General features: G+C 42.9%; 15 protein-coding genes and 4 pseudogenes. 8 read left to right on the top strand and 11 right to left on the bottom strand.

Annotated features, from left to right (window positions below; genetic code table 11):
* Positions 1 to 27 precede the first annotated feature (27 nt).
* The 4 genes and pseudogenes from ODU55_RS02505 to ODU55_RS02490 form a co-directional block, all read right to left on the bottom strand.
* Positions 28 to 447, bottom strand: a complete 420-nt coding sequence (locus ODU55_RS02505; RefSeq protein ID WP_398581753.1) for an Rrf2 family transcriptional regulator — start codon at positions 445 to 447, stop codon at positions 28 to 30.
* The gene (gene dinB / locus ODU55_RS02500) at positions 431 to 1,525 is read right to left on the bottom strand and encodes a DNA polymerase IV (RefSeq protein ID WP_398581751.1); all 1,095 of its coding nucleotides are present in this window, start codon (positions 1,523 to 1,525) and stop codon (positions 431 to 433) included. The genes ODU55_RS02505 and dinB overlap by 17 nt, the downstream gene beginning before the upstream one ends.
* A 273-nt stretch (positions 1,526 to 1,798) precedes the next feature.
* Positions 1,799 to 7,644 (bottom strand): annotated as a pseudogene (locus ODU55_RS02495) (endo-alpha-N-acetylgalactosaminidase family protein); the annotation flags it as partial.
* A gap of 147 nt (positions 7,645 to 7,791) precedes the next feature.
* Positions 7,792 to 7,905: pseudogene (locus ODU55_RS02490) on the bottom strand (YSIRK-type signal peptide-containing protein); the annotation flags it as partial.
* Between the two features lie 277 nt (positions 7,906 to 8,182).
* Between ODU55_RS02490 and pflB the strand changes: the two are divergent.
* Positions 8,183 to 10,528: a formate C-acetyltransferase gene (gene pflB, locus ODU55_RS02485; protein WP_398581750.1), complete on the top strand. Its 2,346-nt coding sequence runs from the start codon at positions 8,183 to 8,185 to the stop codon at positions 10,526 to 10,528.
* A 188-nt stretch (positions 10,529 to 10,716) separates the two neighbouring features.
* Here pflB and ODU55_RS02480 read toward each other — a convergent pair whose 3' ends face one another.
* From ODU55_RS02480 to ODU55_RS02465, 4 genes are all read right to left on the bottom strand, one after another.
* Positions 10,717 to 11,520, bottom strand: coding sequence for a LysM peptidoglycan-binding domain-containing protein (locus tag ODU55_RS02480; RefSeq protein ID WP_398581749.1), 804 nt, complete (start codon positions 11,518 to 11,520; stop codon positions 10,717 to 10,719).
* Between the two features lie 93 nt (positions 11,521 to 11,613).
* Positions 11,614 to 12,153: a DUF1697 domain-containing protein gene (locus ODU55_RS02475; RefSeq protein WP_398581748.1), complete on the bottom strand. Its 540-nt coding sequence runs from the start codon at positions 12,151 to 12,153 to the stop codon at positions 11,614 to 11,616.
* Positions 12,150 to 13,091 (bottom strand): serine hydrolase domain-containing protein, encoded by a 942-nt coding sequence (locus ODU55_RS02470; RefSeq protein WP_398581747.1) that lies wholly within the window; start codon positions 13,089 to 13,091, stop codon positions 12,150 to 12,152. The genes ODU55_RS02475 and ODU55_RS02470 overlap by 4 nt, the downstream gene beginning before the upstream one ends.
* On the bottom strand, positions 13,088 to 13,822 hold the full coding sequence (locus ODU55_RS02465) for a CppA N-terminal domain-containing protein (protein WP_105120238.1): 735 nt from the start codon (positions 13,820 to 13,822) through the stop codon (positions 13,088 to 13,090). The genes ODU55_RS02470 and ODU55_RS02465 overlap by 4 nt, the downstream gene beginning before the upstream one ends.
* 181 nt (positions 13,823 to 14,003) lie before the next feature.
* Between ODU55_RS02465 and ODU55_RS02460 the strand changes: the two genes are divergently transcribed.
* Complete coding sequence (locus tag ODU55_RS02460; RefSeq protein WP_398581746.1) at positions 14,004 to 16,271, top strand: Xaa-Pro dipeptidyl-peptidase; 2,268 nt, start codon at positions 14,004 to 14,006, stop codon at positions 16,269 to 16,271.
* 71 nt (positions 16,272 to 16,342) lie between these two features.
* Here the strand turns inward: ODU55_RS02460 and ODU55_RS02455 are convergent, their stop codons facing one another.
* Complete coding sequence (locus ODU55_RS02455; protein WP_398581745.1) at positions 16,343 to 18,700, bottom strand: GAG-binding domain-containing protein; 2,358 nt, start codon at positions 18,698 to 18,700, stop codon at positions 16,343 to 16,345.
* A 123-nt stretch (positions 18,701 to 18,823) separates the two neighbouring features.
* On the opposite strand from ODU55_RS02455, the gene ODU55_RS02450 reads away from it, so the two are divergent.
* Positions 18,824 to 19,687, top strand: a complete 864-nt coding sequence (locus tag ODU55_RS02450) for an IS982 family transposase (protein ID WP_398581744.1) — start codon at positions 18,824 to 18,826, stop codon at positions 19,685 to 19,687.
* A 123-nt stretch (positions 19,688 to 19,810) separates the two neighbouring features.
* Here ODU55_RS02450 and ODU55_RS02445 read toward each other — a convergent pair whose 3' ends face one another.
* Positions 19,811 to 20,980 carry an SIS domain-containing protein gene (locus ODU55_RS02445; protein ID WP_398581743.1) on the bottom strand — a complete coding sequence of 390 codons (1,170 nt, stop codon included), beginning with the start codon at positions 20,978 to 20,980 and terminating at the stop codon, positions 19,811 to 19,813.
* Between the two features lie 548 nt (positions 20,981 to 21,528).
* Here ODU55_RS02445 and ODU55_RS02440 point away from each other — a divergent pair.
* From ODU55_RS02440 to ODU55_RS02420, 5 genes and pseudogenes are all read left to right on the top strand, one after another.
* A complete protein-coding gene (locus ODU55_RS02440) occupies positions 21,529 to 21,750 on the top strand; it encodes an AbrB/MazE/SpoVT family DNA-binding domain-containing protein (RefSeq protein ID WP_044758555.1) in 222 nt (73 codons plus the stop codon).
* The gene (locus tag ODU55_RS02435; RefSeq protein ID WP_398581742.1) at positions 21,747 to 22,154 is read left to right on the top strand and encodes a type II toxin-antitoxin system death-on-curing family toxin; all 408 of its coding nucleotides are present in this window, start codon (positions 21,747 to 21,749) and stop codon (positions 22,152 to 22,154) included. Before ODU55_RS02440 ends, ODU55_RS02435 begins: the two co-directional genes overlap by 4 nt.
* Before the next feature lie 29 nt (positions 22,155 to 22,183).
* Positions 22,184 to 22,348: pseudogene (locus ODU55_RS02430) on the top strand (DUF3173 family protein); the annotation flags it as partial.
* Positions 22,349 to 22,389: 41 nt separating this feature from the next.
* Positions 22,390 to 22,578: pseudogene (locus tag ODU55_RS02425) on the top strand (site-specific integrase); the annotation flags it as partial.
* Between the two features lie 66 nt (positions 22,579 to 22,644).
* A complete protein-coding gene (locus tag ODU55_RS02420; protein WP_014635828.1) occupies positions 22,645 to 22,944 on the top strand; it encodes a YbaB/EbfC family nucleoid-associated protein in 300 nt (99 codons plus the stop codon).
* A gap of 36 nt (positions 22,945 to 22,980) precedes the next feature.
* Here the strand turns inward: ODU55_RS02420 and ODU55_RS02415 are convergent, their stop codons facing one another.
* On the bottom strand, positions 22,981 to 24,747 hold the full coding sequence (locus ODU55_RS02415; RefSeq protein ID WP_398581741.1) for a glycerophosphodiester phosphodiesterase: 1,767 nt from the start codon (positions 24,745 to 24,747) through the stop codon (positions 22,981 to 22,983).
* Positions 24,748 to 24,884: the final 137 nt, after the last annotated feature.

Genomic DNA, 24,884 nt, shown 5'->3' with positions numbered 1-24,884 from the left:
ACAAAGATGATTTTTCTTGAAATATGGCTACAATTCTGTCAATAAATCAGCAATGGTCGTTTGTCCCAACTCTCTTTCCAAAGCAGACTGGGCATTTTCCAAACGGCTATCTAGTAGGGGATGAATATTTCGGCCTACCTGACAGTTTGGATTGGGCTGCTCATGAAAGCCGAAGAGTTGGCCTTTTTCTCCAAACAACTCTACAGCCTGATAAACATGAAGGAGAGTAATCTGGTCCGGAGCCTGTGCCAAGCGTGCTCCACCAACCCCACGCGCCACCTGAACCAAGCCTGCCTCTTTGAGCTGAGCCAGAATATTGCGGATAATGACAGGATTGACACCCACACTACCTGCTATGCTGGTGCTGGTCTGTTTTTCCTTGTCTCCCTCCAAGGCCAGCAGGACCAAAATGTGACTGGCAATGGTAAATCTACTCGATATTTGCAATTTGATTATCTCCTTCCATGAAATTGGTAACGGTCACCCCTAATAAGCGGATCCCTTTTTCAGCCTGCCCAACCTCTTCAAATAGTTGCCGAACTTCTCTTTCAATCACGTCCACTTGATTTGTAGCATCCTCCACGCTATGCCGTTTTGTCAAGGTCGAAAAATCTCCATAACGAACCTTCAAGACAATGGTCCTGCCCTTTTTCTCATTTCTTGCTAAACTAGCCGCGACCCGTTGACAAAGACTGACTAGTTCTTTCATCACATCTTCATCACGATAAAGGAGCTTACGGTAGGTTCTTTCCTTTCCGATAGACTTGCGCACTCGGTTAGGTTTGACTGGACTATTTGAAATGCCCCTGGCCTTCCGATACAAATCATAGCCAAAACGACCAAATGTATCAATCAAGGTCATCTCTGGCACATCCAACAAATCCTTCCCTGTAAAAACTCCCATCTCATGCAGACGTTCCACCGTTTTCTTACCGACACCGTGGAATTTGTCCACAGGCAGGGAAGCCAATACTCCAACAGCATCTTCAGGCAAAATCAAGGTCAAACCATGCGGCTTTTCCATATCCGAGGCAATTTTGGCTAGGAATTTATTGTAAGAAACACCTGCAGAGGCTGTCAAATGGAGTTCATTCCAGATGTCGTATTGAATGAGTTTTGCGATTTTGACCGCTGACCCGATTCCCAACTTATTTTCCGTCACATCTAGATAGGCCTCATCAATGGATATGGGCTCCACTAGGTCCGTATAGCGATGGAAAATTTCTCGAACCTGCCGCCCAACTTCCTGGTATTTTTCATAATTGCCAGAAATAAAAACAGCTTGTGGACAACGTTCATAGGCTTCTTTTGAAGACATGGCCGAATGAATACCAAAGGCACGCGCCTCATAATTACAGGTAGACACAACTCCCCGACCGCCAGACAACCTCGGATCTGCCCCGATAATAACAGGTCTGCCTTTCAAATCTGGATTATCTCTGACCTCAATGGCAGCAAAAAAAGCATCCATGTCTACATGAATAATTTTTCGAGATAAGTCATTGATTAACGGAAAAATTAACATGGCTACTCCTTTCTGCTGCTTCCTTCTAGACATATTATAGCCTATCTAGCCAATTTTTTCATAAAGAGAACATTATACTCAATGAAAATCAAAAACAGACTAGGCGACGCAGATGCAGATAGAACTGAAGTTCATCAAATCAAGTCAACAACGTCTGATTTTGATTTTCGAAGAGTATTAACTGAAAAACGGTTCAATAAACAAAAGAGGCAGGTCCGAGACCTACCTCTAATGTATTTGGAGAACAAGCAATGTTATTCTATTCTGAAATGACTATTCTGGTCGTCTTCTTCGAGCTGCCATAGCCATTAGACCGACTAAACCAGCTGCTAGGAGCAGACCTTGTTCAGTTTCTTCACCTGTTTGCGGTAATGTAGCTGAAGTAGCTTTTGCTGGTTTTGGAGTAGCAGCTTCTTTTACCAAGCTTGCTGGATCAATACTTGGAAGAGCCTCTGCTGTAGGAGCTGTATTCGGAACTAAACCTCCTTCAAAAGCAGGCAATGGTTCTGCTTTGACACTATCACCTTTTGCAATTACAAGAGGTGGTAGTTCTCCCAATGGAAGAGGATCTGCTTTGGTACTTTCTCCTTTAGCAGTTACGATGTCCTCATCTTGTTTGACTGGTTCATCAACTGGTTTTTCGCCTGTATCTGGTTTCGGAGTTTCGGTTGTATTGTCTGGATTTTCAGGCGTTTCAGTAGTAGTGCCTGTTGTATTCCCTGGATTAGCTGGTGTTTCACTAGCATTCAAGCGAGCAACTGTGGCATTTAAGATGTTGGCTGTCAAAAGATTTGCAGCCTCAACAGAAGCCATAAAGTCTTCAACTTCTTTGACAAGAGCTGTCTTACCTGCTGAACGCGCAGCCGCAAGTGCTGCTTCATAAGGTGCTTTATCAAGAATTGCCTCTTCTTGAACTGGTGTCAAGAAACGGAATTCTCCAGCAGACATAAATTGATCTGCAGTGTCACCGTATGAAGCAGTACCTGTAATCACAATCTTCTTAGCCTTGATTGTCTTACCAAAATCAATTGTCTTAGTAGCACTTGTTGCTGGCCAATCCGCACCAGTAAAGGTATGTTCCACATTTTGATCATCCGTAATCACCAATGTCAATGCTTTCAAGATACCGTTGCGACCTGATTGTCTTGGCACGTATTCAAAGCGTTGAATATCCACTGGTCTACGAAGGTTCACTGTCGCTGGCTCATTGATATGGCGGCCATTCCATGGTGTGTGCCAGATAGTAGACGGATTGCCATCGAAGGCTTTAGCCAATTCTTCACCTTCTTGAGCATTGGCCTGAGCCAAACCAATATCTTCATTGGTGATTGCTGTTTTCTTCACTTGAAGATTTTGACGGGCTGTATTTGCAGCTGCAATCAAGGTACGAGCGTCTTCAATACTGATAGTTTCAGGAGCAGCAGATACCGCCAACAAGGCCTCTTTGTATGGAGCCAAACTTGCTTGAGTATAGTTCTCATTCAAGACTGGGGTATTCAAGTTATAGTAATCCGTTGTCAACAAGTGACCAGTCAGGGTAACTTCTTCAATCACCAGATTATCTAACATAAAGTCATTGTAGCCACGGAAGTTTGCGTTTCCGCTTGTATCTCCCTTGGTATCGCCACCACGACGGGTTGAGAAGATACCAACCCATGTATTGCCTGACTCTGCACCTGTTACTAGAAAGCTTGCTTTCTTAGCCTTAGTGCTATCTTCCCATGAATTAGTCAATGGATTCAGTGTCAAGCTACCAGCATTGTCATTGTAGCGACCTTCACCGATTGCAAAGGCATAGGTACCATTTGAACCTGCTTCATAGTCAAAGCTTACACGATACGCCTTACCAGCTTCAAAGCGGAAGTTTTGCGGAATAGTCTGGTAAACAATCTTATTGCGAGCGGTCAGACCATTTGTCTTGAGTGACCATGTGCCTTCAATAACATCATCGACCTTCTTACCATTCCAGCCACGTTGAGTATACGGAGCGTGCTTCTCTGCAAGGTGAGTACGGTTGTCCTCAACTCCTTCAATACCACCGATAACAAATGGGAAAATACCCTGTGGAACATTTTCAAAGTTTTGTTTGAAGGTTCCTGTAGCCGTATTATGCCCACCTGCAAACATGGTTGAATCATTTTCAAAGACACGAATTTCATCAAAATAAGTTGCTGCAGTATCGGCATCACGAGATAGGGTCAAACGTACATTATCCACATTGTCTCCAGTTGTAAAGAAGACATACATGTTTTGGAAGTAACTTGTATTGTCAACTGTCGCATTCTGTCTCAATGTGTTATGAGCATAGGCTTTAACGTAGTTAAGAGCAATAGACTCATTGGTATAGTTTGAAACTTCTGAACTACCATGCTAGCTTTTGCTGTACTACGGTTGTCCACCCCAACATACGCTGCATAGCTTGTATTTGGTTTCAAACCTGTCAGTTTTTGGCTGAGACTTACCTTAGATGTGTTCCCTTGGATACGGAGCATATCGTTTGCACCTTGGGATTTGACCAAAGTAGCCTTGCTAGTATCGCCTTCAATTGTCCAATGGTCTAACTTACCTGAGTTGAAACCTTGGTCATAGATGTGCATGCCATCACTCCATGACATCTCTGGATTTGTCTGTGGAGATTTATAAAGAACATACGGCACATTTGCATCAGCTTGAATCGTAATTTGACCATTTGTTACTGTCAATTCTTGAACATCTGTTTTACCAAGCTCGGTTAGTTTGTAGAGGTAAACCTTGTTTCCAGTCCAATCTGAAGGAAGGGTCCAAGTTGTCGCACCGGCAGCGGTATTGAAGTAATACATCTTATGGTCTTTAGCTGCAAGGTCTTGACCATTCGCATCCCAATTCCATGGAACGAGGTAAGCACTACCGTCTTGAATGGTACGACCATTCAAGGTTACTGTACGTTGGCGGTAGCCTTCATTGCTCACATCATTTGACTTACGTCTGAGCAAGAGTTTGTTACCATCTTCATCTTCTAGACCAATTTCCATTTCAGGTGTCCATCTATAGGTTTCACCATGGTCCGTCATGGTAACTGGTGTACCATTCTTCCAGCTTGTTACTTTGAAGTGCTGGATATACTTGGTCATGAGGTTATTTGCGAAGAGGTTTGTGATATAGCCATTGTAATCGCTACGACCTTGCCAACCCTCGAAGTCTTTCATATTGTAACCACCGAGAAGTGGATAGTTGGCTGCACCACCGTAGGCTGGGAAATCACCAACCCAAGAATCTTTTTGGTGGTTTCGGATAAAGCGAACAATGTTACTGTTAATACCTTTTAGACGGTAGCCTCCGTAGGTCAAGTCTGCTGCCCAGTGTTGGAAGGTCGAGTCATATTCACCTGCATAGCCCCATTCAAAGGCATTTCTCCAACCCTGCATATTGATTTCCTTGGAGAGAATATGGGTTTCCCAAGCATTTTCGCCACCAGATTGACCATTACCCCATACATCGACGTAAATAAAGTCTAATCCGTCGCCCAATTCTTTCTTCAAGTCTTCCCAACGTTTCAAACGATTGTGAGCCAAATCATAGTGACCACTAATGTTGATACCTTGGTCAATCCAGTTCCAACCATAAACGTACTCGCCATTGGCGTGACGACGAAGAATTTCTTCAGAGAAGTATTTAGATTCTGGATAGGTTTCAGATGCGTTAACGTGAATACCTAATTTTGCACCGTATGGTTGTGACTTTTCAATCAGGGTCTTGAAGTCTTCTGTGCCACCGATACGGTTACCAATATCTGCGTAGTTCAAGTGACCAGAGTCATGACCTTCACTACCATATCCTTTAAGAAGGACGCTTTGACCGAGACCGTCTGTATGAAGGGCAATCTTCTTGATACCATCCAGAGTCATCAAGAATGGGTTTTGGGCTTGTGAACCAAAGTTCATGGCAATACGGTAAGCTACCAATTCTGGTACGTATTCATGCCCTTTTGGATTGTTCATAATTTGACGGTAGGCAATAGCACCATCTTGCCAGTCTACTACATTGTCTTTGTTGGCATCTTTTGTAAAGACAACCTTAGCACTTGGTAATTCCAAAGTATAGGCTGGATAAACAACACGGTTATGTTCTTTTTGCCACTGCCAAGGTGAGCTGGCAATACCATAATGAACACCTGTTTCACCATCTAGACTGTAGCGTTCACTGTTTGCAGTCAGACGAGTGAAGTCATCTGCACCGCCTGTACCATATTGTGAATTGCTCCATACTGCAGCAGCTAACTTATCAGTAGAAACAAAACCATACATGAATCCTGCACTAGAGCTTGGTGTATTGTCTCGAACATCTACGTGACGGTCACCTGTTTGGTGGGTGTTGGTAGACATACGAGCTCCGTCAAACTTAGCACCTGATTGTGTGCTAGCAACAGATACCAAATTATTATTAGCAAAGGAAATGCTTTGTACCAATTTAGCTACATCATCAATGGTCTGACTTGGTGTTACTTGGTTTCGGTTGTTCACTTCTGTCACATCAAAATGTAACTCATTCCCAGCAACCTCTACCTTAACCTTGATAGCAACATTCAATTTCTTAGCTGCATCAACAACATCTAGGACATACTCCGCAACTCTGTCATTGACCTTATTGAAGGTAACCGTCGGTGTTACTTCGTAATCATTGATTTTCAGGGTGCGAATTGGGTTAACTTGACCATAGACCTTCTCACCCTGCATCGTGTATTCTTTGATACGTGGGAAGGCACGGTCAATCTTAGCAGTCAGAACATCTGAAGCAAGGGTCTCATAAGTAACATTGCTATCATCCAAAGCAATTGCATCTTCTGCTGTTGTTTCAACAGGTTTCATGCCATCTTGGTTGTCCGCAACTACATTTACCTTGGTTAATTGTTGACCATAGGTTCCTAACTTCAAGGCGATGCGTTTATCATTTGCCAAGGCTTGACGTACTTCTGTTCCAACTGTGTAAGTATCAAATAAGTTTTGACCATTGACAGTCGCATTTAATTGACCGTCTGATTTATAAGAAATCTCTAGACGGTTGGTGCTTCCCTTGATTGGAGCTTGAACACTACGATTTTTGAGATAATGACCTTGACCGTTTACCTTGTACTCCCAGAACCAACCGCCGTTGTCATAGCCGACAAAGATATGGTTACGTTCATCTCTATGTTTCAAATAAACACCAAAACGACCATGACCTGCCTCTGAATTTTCCACAAAGGTCACAGCAAGGTTAGCGTTATCTGTAGCATCTACTGTCAAGCCCTCCTTAACAAACAAGGCTACATTCTCAGAGTTATTATTAGAGGTAGTAGATGCAAGAGCATTGTAACGAACACCATTTACTTCCACAACTCCAACGGTTCCTTGAACGGTTGAAGCTGGACGCCAGTCTGGACCAATAGCCGTAGGAGCTGTATTATCAGTCGTTCCTGGAGTTGGGGTTGCTGGAGTAGCTGGGCTTGTTGGGGCGGTTGGAGTAGCCGGGGTAGTTGGTGTTCCTGTACCAGTTGTAGCAGGGGTTGTTGGCTGACTAGCAGTCTCAGAAACTCCTTCTTGGTTTTTAGCAACAATATCTACCACTGTACGGTCAGCGTCACGGCTAGTAACTTTTAACTTAGCTGATAAGGTATTTTTCAATTCATTCCAAGCCGCTTCTGGAATCTGTTGTGCTGCAAACAATTCCTGTGCCTCAGTCATGGAATCCGAAAGAATGGATGCCGAAATCTCACCAGTAGGTGTTAAATTGACACTTAAATCATAGAGAACATTTCTTTCAGGAGCTGGTACCCGTTGACCTTGGTACCAAATGCTCCCACTCGGTGACTTGTACTCCCAGAACCAACCATCTTTATCATAACCAACTAAGACATGCTTATTCTGATCAGTATGGTTAAGATAGACACCAAAGCGAGCCTGTGCTGGTTCAGAGCGTTCTACAAATGACAAAGATACCTCTGCTCTGCCGTCTGCATTCATCTTTAAGTCAGGATTTTCAAATGTTCCAATATTTGTTGAATTATCCTGGCCTTCCACAGAAGATAGGCGGTTGTAACGAACGCCGTCTTCTTCAACGACTTCAACTGTACCAGCCGGTGTAGAAGTTGGTGTCCATTCTGGACTAACAGCTGTTTCTGTTGCACCTGCCGCTCGCTCTTCACCAGCTGCCCTTTCTGTTCCTTGAGTTCCTTCATTTGTATTGCTAGCATCATTATTTTCTACTGTTTCAACAGGAATATCGGCAAGAGGGTTCCCTTCTGCCAATACTGTTCCTCCTGAAAACAAAGAAATTCCCACGATAACCGAAGCCGCACCTACTGTCAATTTTCTAATCGAATAGCTATTCTTCTTAGAAAATAGGTTCTTAGAGTAAGCTCTCATCGTCTGCCTCCTTTTAATATTTTATTATAAACTTAATATACACATCATATTCTACATGATACCGCTTTCTTTATCAATATATCAATCTATTATGTTTGACTTAGATGTGTTTTTTTAATATAATGTTATAAAGTCAAAGGTACTAAATAGAGAGGCATTTCCTTGCTGCTTGGAAAAAAATTCAATCTATTTTTCAGTGTTTTTGTCTTGAAGAAAGTGCTTACATATGATATACTGAAATATGTGAAGAACAAAACTACCTTAAAGGAGAACCCTCATGTCAACAAAAGTGAAAACTAAAAATGTTACTGAAGACATTTTCGCTCAAGCCTGGGAAGGCTTTAAAGGTGTAGACTGGCAAGAAAAAGCTAGCGTAACACGCTTCGTTCAGGCTAACTACACGCCATATGATGGAGATGAAAGCTTCCTTGCAGGTCCTACTGAGCGTTCACTTCATATCAAAAAAATCATTGAAGAAACAAAGGCTGGCTACGAAGCGACTCGCTTCCCAATGGACGTAGATCGTGCTACTTCAATTGCTGATATCCCAGCAGGTTTCATCGACAAAGAAAACGAAGTCATCTTCGGTATCCAAAACGATGAACTCTTCAAACTCAACTTCATGCCAAAAGGTGGTATCCGTATGGCCGAAACAACTCTTATCGAGAACGGCTACACTCCAGATCCACTTCTTCATGAAATCTACACAAAACACGCAACAACTGTAAACGATGGTATCTTCCGTGCCTATACAGCTGATATCCGTCGTGCTCGTCACTCACACCACGTTTCTGGTCTTCCAGATGCTTACTCACGTGGTCGTATCATCGGTATGTACGCTCGTTTGGCCCTCTACGGTGCTGACTACTTGATGGAAGAAAAAGTAGCTGACTGGAATGCGATTACTGAAATCGACGAAGAATCAATCCGTCTTCGTGAAGAAATCAACCTTCAATACCAAGCATTGCAACAAGTTGTACGCTTGGGTGACAACTACGGTGTTGACGTTCGTAAACCAGCGATGAACACCAAAGAAGCTATCCAATGGACAAACATCGCCTTCATGGCAGTATGTCGTGTTATCAATGGTGCTGCAACTTCTCTTGGCCGTGTACCAATCGTTCTTGATATCTACGCAGAACGTGACTTGGCTCGCGGTACATTTACCGAATCTGAAATCCAAGAATTCGTTGATGACTTCGTATTGAAACTTCGTACAGTGAAATTCGCTCGTACAAAAGCCTTCGACGAAATCTACTCTGGTGACCCAACATTCTTGACAACATCTATGGCAGGTATGGGTAACGACGGTCGTCACCGTGTTACAAAAATGGACTACCGTTTCTTGAACACACTTGACAACATCGGTAACTCTCCAGAGCCAAACTTGACAGTTCTTTGGTCTGACCAACTTCCATACGCTTTCCGTCGCTACTGTATGGCAATGAGCCACAAACACTCTTCTATCCAATACGAAGGTGTGACAACAATGGCGAAAGATGGTTATGGTGAAATGTCATGTATCTCTTGCTGTGTGTCACCACTTGACCCAGAAAGCGAAGACCAACGCCACAACATCCAGTACTTCGGTGCACGTGTAAACGTCTTGAAAGCTCTTCTTTCAAGCTGGAACAACGGCTACGACGATGTTCACAAAGATTACAAAGTCTTCGATGGTGTTGAACCAAATACTTCTGAAATCTTTGACTACGATCAAGTTATTGCCAACTTTGAAAAAGCCCTTGACTGGTTGACTGACACTTATGTAGATGCTATGAACATCATCCACTACATGACTGACAAGTACAACTATGAAGCAGTTCAAATGGCATTCTTGCCAACTCACCTTCGTGCTAACATGGGCTTCGGTATCTGTGGTTTTGCAAACACTGTTGACTCCTTGTCAGCTATCAAGTACGCACAAGTGAAACCAATCCGTGACGAAGATGGCTTCATCTACGATTACGAAGTAACAGGCGACTTCCCACGTTATGGTGAAGACGACGACCGTGTAGATGACATTGCGAAATGGCTCATGGAAGCATTCTTCACTCGTTTGAACAAACACAAATTGTACAAGAATGCTGAAGCAACTGTGTCTATCTTGACCATTACTTCAAACGTTGCTTACTCTAAACAAACTGGTAACTCTCCAGTTCACCGTGGTGTATTCCTCAACGAAGACGGCTCTGTCAACACTTCTAAAGTAGAATTCTTCCCACCAGGTGCCAACCCAACTTCTAAATCTCGCGGTGGTTGGTTGCAAAACTTGAATACTCTTTCTAAACTTAACTTCAAACATGCCAACGACGGTATCTCATTGACAACTCAGGTTTCTCCAAAAGCTCTTGGTAAGACCTTCGATGAGCAAGTTGCAAACTTGGTAACCATCCTTGACGGATACTTCGAGCAAGGTGGTCAGCACGTGAACTTGAACGTTATGGACTTGAACGATGTTTATGACAAGATTATGGCAGGTGAAGATGTTATCGTTCGTATCTCTGGATACTGCGTAAACACTAAATACCTCACTAAAGAGCAAAAAACTGAATTGACTCAACGTGTCTTCCACGAAGTTCTTTCAATGGACGACCACGCTGCAGAAGTTTCAGGTCAAGCTTAATTTTGCTGATAAGAAACTCTAAAGGACTCATTGTTGAGTCCTTTTTTGCTGTATCAAAAAACCTCCCACATTTGCGGAAGGATAGCGAGCGAACGGAAGGATGCACCGCAGATTTTCGGAAGGATACAGAACCTGTTCATAAAAAAATCCCTTTCGAAATTGGATTCGAAAAGGGATGATTATTTATCCTAGTTATTATAGATATAGGTAATTTCTCCGATGGTATCCGTTGGATAGAACCAACCGCGGAAATTATCCACCCACTGTTGGCCACGATAGTTAGCCTCGAGGACTTGAATTTGTCCATCCTCGTTAACAGCTGTCACATAGGCAACGTGTCCCAGAGCGCCATCATTCCAAGAAATAATGGCTCCAACTTCAGGTGTTGTTCCTGTACGGAAACCATCGCGCGCCGCATTGGCACCCCAAGAAGCTGCATCGCCCCACCAGTCACCTGCCCAAGGAGCGACTTTCTGTACGCCCCATGTACATTGACCAACAGGGTAGTTAATGCCTGGCTCATATTCATAGCCTGGTAAATAATAGCTGTCTGCTGTCGTATCCACAGCCTGACTCCAAATAGTCTCTGTTAACTTTAGAATCTGACCTGATTGAATATTGGCATCTAACGTCAACTGATTTTGTTCCAGCAATTCATTGATGTCCAATGAAAAGGTATCTGCAATACCATATAGAGAATCCCCAGACTGGACTACATACTCAGCTTGATTGGCACTTACTTCGACAACTACCTCTTCTTGGCTGTTCAAACCAGGAATAGTCAATGACTGACCAGAAGTAATCACGCCTAGAATATCCATTCCATTGGCTTCTGCAAGCTGATAGGGATCAACACCATATTGGTCAGCAATGGAATAAATAGAGTCACCTTCAGCAACGAGATGACTGTCTGCTGCAATACTACTTGTCACCGAAAAACTAAGAGCCAGACTAGCTACAAGTACACTTAATTTGCTACGATACTTTTTCATAAACACCTCCTAAACATACTTTTATTTTATCAGGATTTTCTTTTAATAACTATATCAAAATCATTACAAATCTGAAACTATCTCGTTTCTTATTTAAGGTATCAAATAATTTGATAGAGCAGAAAATGTATTGCCATTCCGAATGGTCACTTGTTTGTAAAAAGGCGACTTAGCCAACTGCTTGTGGTAGGCTGTTTGTAGATAGCTACCTTCAGTATATTTGCCCCAATAAATAGCATGCTCGGAGAGATGTAGAACTTCATCACCTAGATGCAAGGACTGAATATAGTCCACCATAGCCTGCTTATCCAATCCTTCGGTGAAAAAGAGAACATCCTTTCTCGCCAATTCTTCTTGCCACCAAGCTGGAAGCTGATCGATTTCTGCTTGATAATCTTGGGCATCTAATAGAGCAAATTGCTCCACAAAAGGGTATCTTTCTGTGAAAAAAGTTTGAAATTCAGCAACAATGTCCCCTCTATTCTTGGTTGAATCAAAGAAGAGATTGCCGCTATTAATGTAGGTTTCAACCTTATCATAACCCAAATCTGCCACGGCTTGACGCAATTCAGCCATGACGATTTTGTTACGACCACCGACATTGATTCCTCTCAGCAATAGCACATATCTCATCGTCCCTCTCCCTCCAGAACTTGCCGAATCAAGGCCATAACCTGGTTTCTATCCAACTTCCACTGGGCTCGCTCATCCTTGTCAAAAGTACGATTCGAGAGAAAAATCGCAGCTTTCTGCAAGGGACGATTGTACATGATAAAGGTTCCCGTATAGCCCGTATGGGACAACCAATCACCCTTCTTGTCCCAGGCCAGCGACCGCTTGCGCTTGTCATCAAAGCCATAGTCCTGGGTCAAATCTGCCGCAAAGTCCTCTGTCAGATAGCGCTCCAAGAAGATTTCCAAATCTTTGACGGTCGAAAAGAGGCCCGCACTTCCCGCGTGGAGGCCCAAGACACGCGCCTTGGGATCATGCACCACACCTGCTTTGACGCCACGCACCGTCGGCACCGCCTGACTGACTGGTCCAAAGGAGGTTTGGGACATGCCAAAGGGCTCTAGAATGTCTCGACTAATCAGCTGGTCTAGACTGTCTCTACCCAGTTCCTCCAACAAAAAGCCCAGCAAGAGAAAATTAATGTCTGTGTAGAGGAAATCTTTCTTATCTGTTACGGTAATCTTCAAAATTGCTTCCTTGAGCTGGTCGGCATCCAGACTATCCCGATTGGGAATGAAGGGATCAATACCACTAGTATGGGTCAATAATTGCCGAATGGTAACCTGACTATCCGCAAAGGCTGGATAATAAGACTGCAAGGTCCTATCTAACTCCAAAGCTCCGCTATTAACCAGAAAAGTCACAAGAGTCCCTACTCCAACCACCTTGGAAACAGATGCCAAATCATAGGTCAAACCTGCCTCAACTGGTAACTGACCATCCTGGGTCCCTAAATAATATTCCTGCCACTGACCCTTAGAAAAAAGAGCCAGACTGGCACCAGGATAAACTCCTTGCCCAATCTGCTCTGAAATCTTGTCTGAAATCGCTTGTCTCATTTTTCGAACCACAATTCAATACCACTTGGGTCAACCGTTTGGATAAAGCTTGCTTTTTTATCTTTAAAGAATGGTCCTTCCAACTGGCTTTCCAAATGTACCCAATCAAAGTCCTGCTCGACGGGAAAACGCAAGCCTTCTAAATCCCAAACTTGTTCTGCAGGAGTTAATAAATCCTTACCTTCTGCTCCAACAAAACGCAAAAAGGCTTGTTGAGGTAGGATAGCCTCATAATAGTCTTGGCTGATACTAGCTTGTGGGGTATTAAGCCAAATAGACTCTACTGAAAAAGCAGTCAGACCAGAAAAGTCATCCTGCACCTTAAATGGAACAGGTGGAAGGATTGCTTTTAGGTCATCAAGAGACGCTTCTGCATGCAAAAGGAAGGTGTCTCCTTCTGGCGACACAGCTTCAAAACCATAGCCATTTTTTCCTTGGTAGAGTTTACTATACTGTGAACCTTGCGCCAGCAAAGCTTCAATTTCAGAGGCATTATCTACTTTTATCACAATTTTATTCAGTTTTTTAAGCCCTTCGACAGCACGGGTGCGATTACCAGGAGATTCTGTCAAAACGAGCTTCGTTTCTGGACTTGTTCTATCTCCAAAATCAGCAAAAGGACCATCTTCTAGCTTGGTTTTCATTCCTAGATTTTCTTCTAAAAATCCTTGATTAATAGCCCTATTATTAATACGTAAAATAGGGACTATAGCTTCATTTTTTCTCAACACGATACATTTCACTCCTCAGTCATTCTACAATATTGTATAAAAAATTTCATCATTTTACAACTAATTGTATCGTCGTTTTATACATTAATATTTTTATATATACTGATAATTTTTAGACAAACACTGGCTTATCAGATATAATAGCTATTATAGACTATTATCCTAAAAAAGAGGAGAATTTATGCGCTTTAATCAATTTTCTTTCATAAAAAAAGAGACCTCTATCTACTTGCAAGAACTTGATTCTCTGGGATTTCAACTGATTCCTAATGCAAGTAGCAAGACAAATTTAGAAACCTTTGTCAGAAAGTGCCATTTCCTGACAGCCAACACCGACTTTGCCCTGTCCAACATGATTGCGGATTGGGACACAGACCTGCTGACCTTCTTCCAGTCTGACCGTGAGCTGACAGAACAGATTTTTTATCAAGTGGCCTTTCAGTTGCTGGGCTTTGTGCCTGGTGTGGACTACACAGATGTGGAAGAATTCCGCAAGGCTAGCCAATTTCCTATTGTCTATGGGGACATCATTGACAACCTCTATCAGCTCCTCAATACTCGGACCAAGTCTGGAAATACCTTGATTGACCAGCTGGTCAGCGATGACCTGATTCCAGAGGACAATCGCTACCACTTCTTCAACGGCAAATCTTTGGCAACCTTTTCAACAAAAAAACTTATTCGTGAGGTGGTCTATGTCGAAACGCCTGTCGATACGGCTGGGACTGGGCAGACAGACATTGTTAAGCTGTCCATCCTCCGTCCGCACTTTGACGGAAAAATCCCTGCAGTGATTACCAACAGTCCTTATCATCAAGGAGTTAACGATGTAGCTAGCGATAAGGCCCTGCATAAGATGGAAGGGGAATTAGCACAGAAACCTGCTGGCACCATTCAGGTCAAGCAGGCCAGCATCACCAAGCTAGACTTGGACCAGCGGGATCTGCCTGTCAGCCCTGCTACTGAAAAACTGGGCCACATCACTTCTTACTCCCTCAATGACTACTTCCTCGCTCGCGGCTTTGCCAGCCTCCATGTGTCTGGTGTCGGCACACTGGGCTCGACGGGCTATATGACATCTGGCGACTACCAGCAGGTTGAGGGTTACAAAGCGGTGATTGACTGGCTGAACGGTCGCACCAAGGCCTACACAGACCACACTCGCTCGATTGAGGTCAAGGCCGATTGGGCCAATGGTAAGGTGGCGACGACGGGACTATCTTATCTAGGCACCATGTCCAATGCCTTGGCAACAACTGGCGTGGACGGATTGGAAGTCGTCATCGCAGAAGCAGGGATTTCCTCTTGGTATGACTACTACCGTGAAAACGGGCTGGTGACCAGCCCTGGCGGCTATCCAGGCGAAGATTTGGACAGCTTGACCGCCCTGACTTACTCGAAAAGTCTGCAAGCAGGTGACTTCCTCCGTAGTAAAGAAGCCTACGAAAAAGGACTAGCTGCCGAGCGTGCTGCCCTGGACCGCACCAGCGGCGACTACAATCAATACTGGCATGACCGCAACTATCTTCTCCACACAGACAAGGTCAAATGTGAGGTGGTCTTTACCCACGGCTCACAGGACTGGAATGTCAAGCCAATCCATGTCTGGAATATGTTCCATGCCCTACCAAGCCGTATCAAAAAGCACCTCTTCTTCCACAACGGTGCCCATGTGTATATGAACAACTGGCAGTCTATTGATTTCCGTGAGTCCATGAATGCCCTGCTCAGTCAAAAACTGCTGGGCTACGAGAACAACTACCAACTGCCAACGGTTATCTGGCAGGACAACAGCGGTGAGCAGACCTGGACGACCTTGGACACCTTTGGCGGTGAGAAAGAAACTATCTTGCCACTAGGAACTGGAAACCAGACCATTTCCAATCAGTATGCCCAAGAAGATTTTGACCGCTACGGCAAATCCTACCCAAGTTTCCACCAAGACCTCTATGCAGGCAAGGCCAATCAAGTCAGCATCGAACTACCTGTAACGGAGGACCTCCTGCTCAACGGACAGGTCACGCTGAAACTCCGTGTGGCTTCTAGTGTAGCCAAAGGCCTCTTATCTGCTCAGCTATTGGACAAGGGAAATAAAAAACGCCTAGCCCCAATCCCTGCGCCTAAAGCAAGATTGAGTCTAGACAACGGTCGTTACCATGCCCAAGAAAATCTGGTGGAGTTGCCTTATGTGGAGATGCCACAACGCTTGGTGACCAAGGGCTTTATGAACCTGCAAAACCGCACCGACCTGATGACTGTCGAGGAAGTGATGCCAGATCAGTGGATGGATGTGATTTGGAAACTGCAACCGACCATTTATCAGCTGAAAAAAGGCGATGTCTTGGAGTTGATTCTCTACACCACCGACTTTGAATGCACTGTTCGGGATAATTCTCAATGGCAAATCCACCTTGATTTAAGTCAATCACAGTTAATTTTACCGCACTAATATTTGATTTTCAGTTCTAAAAAGAGGCTGGGCGTTTCCGCCCGGCCTCTTTGTCGCTGTTTCATAATGGTTTAGATTTGATCTTTAGATTTTTTGTTTATAGCTGTAGCGACTACTGCCAAGCTAATTCCAGCTAAACCAAGGCCTACTAAGGCTAGGTTATTGCGTTGTTCACCTGTTGCAGGTAGTGTTGCTTTGTTTGCAGAAGGTGCACCCTTCTGACTCATTGTTGGATTTGATTGTACTGAAGGAGTTGTTTTTACTTCTTCTTTCTTCATTTTCAAGCTACCTTTTACAAGGATACGGTTTTGACCTTCAACAACAGTCTCTGATAATAGGTTGGTTGCGACAACTTTACCATCAACTATGACATCTTGATAAACAGATACTTTTTTACCTGCTTTTCCTTCTTGAAGAAGGTATGATTTGCCAAGTGCTAGGCTTGCATCATATCTGATTTCTTCTTTGATAGGGAGAGCTTCTGCTACCTTGCGTTCTTTTGTTGTAAAGTCTAGCTTTGGTTTTTCCGCTGTTTTTGGTGCGACTTCTGGAACTGCTGTCTTAGGTGCAGAGTCTTCCGCTTTTGGTTGCTCCGCCTTTGGCATTTCCTCCTTCGGCATGTCTTCTGCTTTCGGCTGCTTCATTTCTGGTTGCTTAGCCTCTGGCATTTCCTCCTTCGGCATGTCTTCTGCTTTCGGCTGCTTCATTTCTGGTTGCTTAGCCTCTGGCATTGGAGTCGGTGCCGGAGTTTCTTCCTCCGCTTTTGGTGCTTCTGGTGTTGGCTTATCAGCCTCTGGCATTGGAGTTGGGGCCGGTGCTTCTTCCTCGGATTTTGGTGTTTCTGGCGCTGGCATTGGAGCTGGGGTCGGAACTTCCTCCTCTTTCGGGGCCGGTGCTGGCATTTCCGCTTTTGGTTCGTCCATTTTCGGCTCGTCCATTGGAGTTTCCGGTGCTGGAGTTGGAGCTGGAACCTCTTCCTCTTTTGGAGCCTCTGGCATTGGAGTCGGAGCCGGTGCTTCTTCCTCCGCTTTTGGCGCTTCTGGTGTTGGCTTATCAGCCTCTGGTTCCATTGGTTTTGGTCCCTCTTCCTCTTTTGGAGTGTCTGGAATTGGAGTTGGGGCTGGAACCTCTTTCTCATCTTTAGGAGCTTCCGTGTCAGTTTTCGGTGTTTCTTCCTTCGATTCTGGAGTTTTTTCTTCTGTCTTAGGTGCCTGTGTTTCCTCTTCTACTTTCGGGGTTGGAGTGGCCTCCTCTGCTTTTGGTGCTTCTGGTGTTGGCTCTGCATCCGATGCTGGAGGAGTTGGCTTATCAGCCTCTGGTTCCATTGGTTTTGGTCCCTCTTCCTCTTTTGGAGTGTCTGGAATTGGAGTTGGGGCTGGAACCTCTTTCTCATCTTTAGGAGCTTCCGTGTCAGTTTTCGGTGTTTCTTCCTTCGATTCTGGAGCTTTTTCTTCTGTCTTAGGTGCCTGTGTTTCCTCTTCTACTTTCGGTGCCGGAGTGTCCTCCTCTGCTTTTGGTGCTTCTGGTATTGGCTCTGCATCCGGTGCTGGAGGAGTTGGCTTATCAGCCTCTGGTTCCATTGGTTTTGGTCCCTCTTCCTCTTTTGGTGTGTCTGGAATTGGAGTTGGGGCTGGAACCTCTTTCTCATCTTTAGGAGCTTCCGTGTCAGTTTTCGGTGTTTCTTCCTTCGATTCTGGAGCTTTTTCTTCTGTTTTCGGAGCTTCTTCCTCGGCTTTTGGAGCGTCCTCTTTTGGTGTTGGTGTTTCTGGTGCTGGTGCCGGCTCTTCTTTTGGTGTTGGAGCTTCTGGTACTGGAGCAGGCTCTTCAGCTTTCGGCTCTAGCTTTTTAACTATTTCTTTAATCTTTTCAAACGCTTGTTCTGCTTCGTTAACAGAAGCTTGTAAATTTAAAGCTTCTTGACTACCATAGTTTTTACCATTGGTCTGCTCCAAATGTTGCTTGTACTCTTCTTCAATTTCTTTATTATCAGGATATTTTTTACGATACTGAGCAACTTGACGCGTCAAACGCTCCCATTTAATATGATTTCCAAAGTCAACTAAAGGGTCAATATTTGGAATTTGGGAATCTTCCTCCTTCAAAGAAGAAACTCGAGCCATTTCTTTTGTTCCAAAATCAGAAAACTCCTTCCACAAATAATCTTGAATAGGGTAAGCTGATTTCTCGTACTTTTCAAGTTTCTCCAACTCTGCCAAGTCCATTTTTAGCTCTTCCACAAGTTCTTTGAGGTGTTGAAGAGGTGTTTTTTTAACTTCGGTATCCTCTGTGGCTGGGGAAGAATCTATCATCGCAAAAGCGGTTGGTGTCGAGACTCCCGCCCCAAGTAAGCAAGTAGCAAGTAGCACTGAGCCTACGCCGACTTTAAATTTACGAATACTATATCTGAATTTTTTATTTGCAGTTTCCATTTCTATTTATTCCTAATTATATTTTATTATATACTACCCGTGGTGCTAGTTCATTTCAAAATACACTAAAAAGCCCAAATGGACTATACTGTAAGTGCCTAAACTAACAGGAGGTCAGTCCAAATGAGCCACTTACAGTATACTGCAAAATCCCATCACATACAATGGAATATGCAACAATTATCAAAAATTTGTCATCAATTTTATCGTGATTATTGTCCTGACTCACTGAAACATCGTCATAATGTCAGCCTCTCTAAAGTTTCGGATAAATCACTCTTAGTCTTACTCTTATTACAAGCTGAGCTAGGAATCAAATCACAACGTCATTTTTATAGAATCTGCCGATTCTTTTCTTGCGGAAGATTACTGGAAAGAAGTCGCTTTAATCGACGTTCTAAACAGTTAATTTGGTTGGTACAACTGATTCGCCAAGCGATGAACCGTCAACTATCACCTGACACCATCGTCATCATGGATAGTTTTCCTTTGCCTCTTTGTCATCCTGTTCGAAACCATAGGGCAAGAATTTTTGAGGGGGTGGCAGATATTGGTTACAATGCGTCGAAACAATCATGGTTCTATGGTTTCAAAGTTCACATGCTCGTCACGCTATCTGGCTATATTCTGAACTATGTTGTTACGCCAGCTTCTGTTCATGATATCAAAGTGGTGGATGACTTGTTAGAGGGTTGCCAACAATCTGTGATATTAGCAGATTTGGGTTATCTCAGTCTTGAGCTTAAAAAGAACTTGGAACAGAGGGGATACCACTTATGGACTCCTCTGCGTCAGAATATGGAAAGTGCTGATAAGCATAATAATTGGAGATTGCTGGCTATGAGGAGAACTGTTGAAACTCGCTTTTCCGAGTTATGCGCATTATTTGATATAGAACAAACCTTTGCTAGAGGATTGACTGGGCTACAGTTACGAATGGAACAAATTATTCTAGCTCATAACTTACGCTATTTTGAAATGAACTAGCACCACGGGTTTATACTATCATTGTACCATGATATTCGAGTGAGTGGGTGTGTTTTTTATGTGTTTTTTATGTGTTAAAACTCTACCGAATAGCTCTATTTCTTCATCATTGAATAGATGTGCCTATTTTTCTAAAGGATGAATAATCACACCTTGTACCACACGGTTGACGGTGCCTGTTGGAGATGGTGTATCTGGTAAATTCTTGCATTTGATAGCTGCCATGATAGATACTGTTTGGGCAAAAATGATGTAAGGGAAGGTTAGGAAGACATCTGGTAAATCAGCTCCGCCCTCTGCCAAGACAAAGTTGGCTGCCTCTGTACCTGCTAACTTATCAGCCGACAATGCCACTATCTGCTCTGCTATGCCATCACCATGAACTTCATTAAGCAAGTCTATATCGTACTGGCGAGTATAAGCATCATTTGATGCAAGGAGGAAGATCAAGGTCTTTTCATTGATGAATGATTTAGGTCCATGACGGAAGCCCAGTGGCGACTCATACATGGTCGCAATCTTACCTGCCGTCAATTCCAAAATCTTGAGCTGTGCTTCGTGGGCTACACCATAGAAGCCACCTGAACCGAGATAAATCACTCGTTCAAAATCAAGGTCAATCAATTCTTGTACATAATCCTCGCGGTCCAAGACATCTTGACCTAGACGGGCAATGGTCTCAACCCAAGCAGCTTTTTCTTCTTGACTGGCTGGAGAGAATACGAGGAGGGCTGTCAGAGCCATACAGCTATAAGAGCCTGTCATGGCAAAGCCTTTGTCATTTGAACCAGCCGGTTGCAAGAGTAGGAGATTTTCCGCATCCCCCTCAGCCGCAATCGCCAATTTGCCCTCTGGTGCACAGGTAATGGTCACTTGGTAAAGCTGGTCAACCAATTGCTTAGCTACTTCTACCGCTGCGACGCTTTCTGGGGAGTTACCTGAACGAGCAAAGGATACCAAAACTGTTGGGACATCCGCCTGTAAATAATCGTGTGGGCGACCAACCAATTCAACCGTACCAATGGCAGAAAAACGAATGTGTTTCAAGTCATTGACTTGATTGAGGTAGTTGGCAATGCTTTGACCAACAAAGTCTGAAGTCCCTGCACCAGTGAAAATCACATGAACAAAGTCATGCTTGTCCTTGATGGCTGTTAGGAAGGCTTCAATCTTCTCCAACTGGTCAAGATACAGTTGATGAGCCTCTTTCCACAAGACAGGCTGTTGGTAAATCTCAGTCGCTGTGATAAAGGCTCCCAATTTTTCTAATTCTTCTTTTGCTAAACGGAACATAGCTCCTCCTCGATTTCTGGTTATAACCAGTTTTTTCTTATATTATAGCGAATTTATCCCTCAAAGTCAATTTAAAATAGATTAATATGTCAAATTTATGTCCGATATTGCTGACTATAACTTATTTTAAGAAGGTAGAGCCTTTCAAAAAAATTCACAATCATTATTGGACGCAAAAAACGACCAATTTTCCTGATAGCTACCACCTTCTGTACTTTGTAGCCTATTCTGCAAAGTTAGAATATTGATGTTTTCAGTCATTGATCGTTTCTGAAATATTCTTCTGTGTACGAATAACGAAAGTAAAACATGTAGCTAATTACAACATAAAAAATATAGTTTGATCAACAACCCGATAGTGGTTGGTAACGCCCTATATTGAAATCCCAAGTTTTTACTACGTCTTTTACTAAGTTATTTACTATTTTATTGCATTGTACCCAAAATTGCGAAAAAGTCTGAAATAAAACAGACCCTGTTAAATTATTTACTTTTAATTTTTGTATACATCTTGTATAATGTATTTACAAATATAGGAGGTAAATACAATGAATGTTCTGCTACGAAAAACAGGCAACAGCACTGTTATCACTATCCCAAACGCTATTAAAGAGGCACTTGGCGCAGAAATTGGTGAAGAAATCGAATTCGTCACTTCTGGAAGTAATGTTATCATTCGTAAAGCTGAGCCAAAATTTGATTTTGATAGAGAACTTGAAAAAGCCATGAATCAATACGATGAATTATTGAAAGAGTTAGTAGATAAATGAAATACCTGTCCGCTGAAGACATTATCAAAATCAATGTTATGGTTATCGGAAAGTATTCTCCTAAAGAACCAGTAGGAATCGCTGACCTAAATAGCCTTCAAATGATTATCGAACAACCAAAGCAAGAAATTTTTGGAAAAATACTTTATCCGGATATCTATAGCAAGGCTGCAATTATCTGGATAAATCTAATCAAGAAACACCCATTCTATAATGCCAACAAAAGGACTGCTGTACTTGCTTTACACATGTTTCTAGCAATGAATGGTTTTCAGTCAAATCTCTCATTAAGCGATGGACTGGAAAAGACAATCGAGATTGCTACGTTTCAAGGTGATTTTGAGGAGTTAAAGGATAACGTTATCCAGTTCTTGAAAGAAGAAAATCGAGTGTATAAAAAATAGAAAAGTGGTTATTGACCAATAGTAAATCTGTCTCAGACGATTTTTCTTGGTACAAGAATAAACGGATTGGGCGAGTCCCAATCAAGACTATTGAAGACATTCTAGGCTTTGAGTTATCTCCAAAACATGATATAATTACTAACGTACGAGAAGATACTGCTCTTGAAAAAAGAGTTTCAAATGGCAGTAACTAGACAAAATAATGAGAAATGGAAGGTAGATATTAGTGATGGATGATTTCAGACATTCTCATGCTGCGTTCCTAGTTTCCCAAGGTTTACGTAATGGAGAAGGTAAAGACTATATTTTCTTTACTTTGATGAAACGATTGGGTCATTCCTCAATCAACACTACAATAAATGTATACTCGCATTTATTTCCAACCCAACAAAAAGAAATTGCTTCTGTCTTTAAAAAAGTTTAACATAAGGCAAGGAAAATTTACAAACAGGGTCTAAACCCTTGATAGGAAAGGAATCTTAAAAATCTTATGATGAATATGCAAAACATGATGCGCCAAGCTCAAAAACTTCAAAAACAAATGGAGAAGAGCCAGGCTGAGTTGGCTGCTACTCAATTTACTGGTAGCTCTGTACAGGACTTGGTTACTGCTACTTTTACTGGAGATAAGAAATTGGTTTCTATCGACTTCAAGGCTGATGTTGTGGATGCAGACGACCTTGAAACCTTGCAAGAAATGACAATCCAAGCCGTCAACGCTGCACTTACAAAAGTTGACAAGGCAACTCAGAAAAAACTAGGTGCCTTTGCAGGTAAATTACCATTTTAAGACAGAAAAGACGCGATTGGGCCATCGCGTCTTTGTTTATTCAAAATTATAAATCAAAGACTGAAATTGCAGGAAAAAGAGGTCTGGATAACGTCGATTCTCTTTCATTTCCTCCATCAGACTTTGGAGATCGGTCATGTTGTCAGTGATGACACCATCCACTTGTAGCAGCAACATCTTGGTCATACTCTCTTCTTCATTCGGTGTCCAAGCATAAACTGACTTCCCACGAATCCAAGATTTTACCATAAAGTTTTGATCAAGCGAGGTATACTCCATAGTATAGCCGTCAGCAACCGTCGTCGGATAGATAGAGTTGAACGGAAGAATAAAGAATGATACTAATTTCTCGCTATACTGCTTTATTTCGATAATAGTACGGTAATCTAGTGATTGCATCTGGTGTCCTTTGGCAATCAAACGTTGACCGTATTTTTTTAAAAAATTCTGGGTGAGTTTTGGCGAATCTGCCTTGGTCACTTTAATTTCTACCAATAATTTCTGTCCCAGCTCATCCGCTTTTTCAAGATATTCATCAAAAGAAGGAACTGGAGCTGTCATGCCATTTTCAGATGCAGTCATCCCTGTCAACTCTGCAAGAGTATAGTCATGTGTACCTCCGGGATTGCCCGTCAAAGCCAATAAATCCGTATCATGCATGACAATAAACTGACCATCCTTCGTCTCCTGAACATCCATCTCAATGTAGTCTGGCTTGAGTTGAGAGGTTTTCTCTAGGGCCTCGATAGAGTTCTGGACAGCATTGCCATTGTCAACACCGCGATGGGAAATGGTAACTGGCAGGGTATCGAAGGGATAGTAGAGTGCAAGCACTCCTTGGGTACCGAATACCAGACCAGATACTAGCAAAATTGCCAATCGCAAGCGATGACGGAGGCGTTTACGGCGGTAGTTTGGTAATTGTTTCCCTGTTAAGAGACTAATGAATCCCATCATAAAGAGCGCAACTACTCCGTAGTAGGCTAATTTTAGGATTGCATAACAAACAACTGCCAGCCAATATGAAGGGCCTGTGTCTGGTAGATAAGGTTCAGCCACTAGCTGTACTAGATAGAGCAATATCCCTATTCCTGTGAATAGGAGGACTGGAAAAGTGACCAGCCAAATCAGACGGAAAAAGGAACTGACTTGTTTTCTTCCCCTGGTCTTTTTCCAAGAATAAGCGATGGATTCCTTCACACTCCTGTGTTCAAAGTAAATGTTCGGCAGAGCGTACATAAAGCGTGATGCGAGCCAGAAGAACAAGAGGAGAAAGAACAAAATCAATATTCCTAGCCAGATTGTGTTGGATAGGTAATCTACGATAAATTGGGGTACTACGATTTTATTAAAATAATAGATATTTAATACCCGTCGTAAAGACGGGAGAAGAATAACTGAGTAAAAGAGCAGAAATAAAACCTTTGGTAGGCTGCTGTGACGGATAATCGCCACCATACTATCTCGTACATCCCGTAAATAGTCGGGGAGGTGCTTGACTTTTTCATCCAACAGTTGCCAAACCCCTGTGAACAATAGAGCTAATTCTAGATAGGCAATGGCAATGTTGACAAAAAAGAGGAGAATAAACAAGCCTGTTACGAGCGGATTTTCAGCAAACACCGACAACAAATTCGTCGGTGAGAGATAGGCATGGTTCGTCATGGCCAGCAAACTCTCCGAAAGCCAGGAATTGAGTGGTATCCAGACAAATTCCATAAAGGCAAAGAGAGTGAAAAAGAGCAGTAATATCTTATCTAAATTGTAGTAAACTTTTTGAAATGTACGTCGTATCCTTTTCATACATCTAGTTTCCCATATTCTACTAGGAATTGCAAGCCTTCATCAAATATGCTAGACTAGAAAAATAAAGGAGGTTCTCATGATTAGAATTGCACCGATGACTGATACTCAATGAAAATTAAAAATAGCCTAGGAAA

Source organism: Streptococcus sp. 2022WUSS037 (assembly GCF_044427225.1).
GTDB lineage: Bacteria > Bacillota > Bacilli > Lactobacillales > Streptococcaceae > Streptococcus.
Note: the sequence above shows the minus strand (reverse complement) of the source record. Positions and strands in the feature narration are given on the sequence as shown.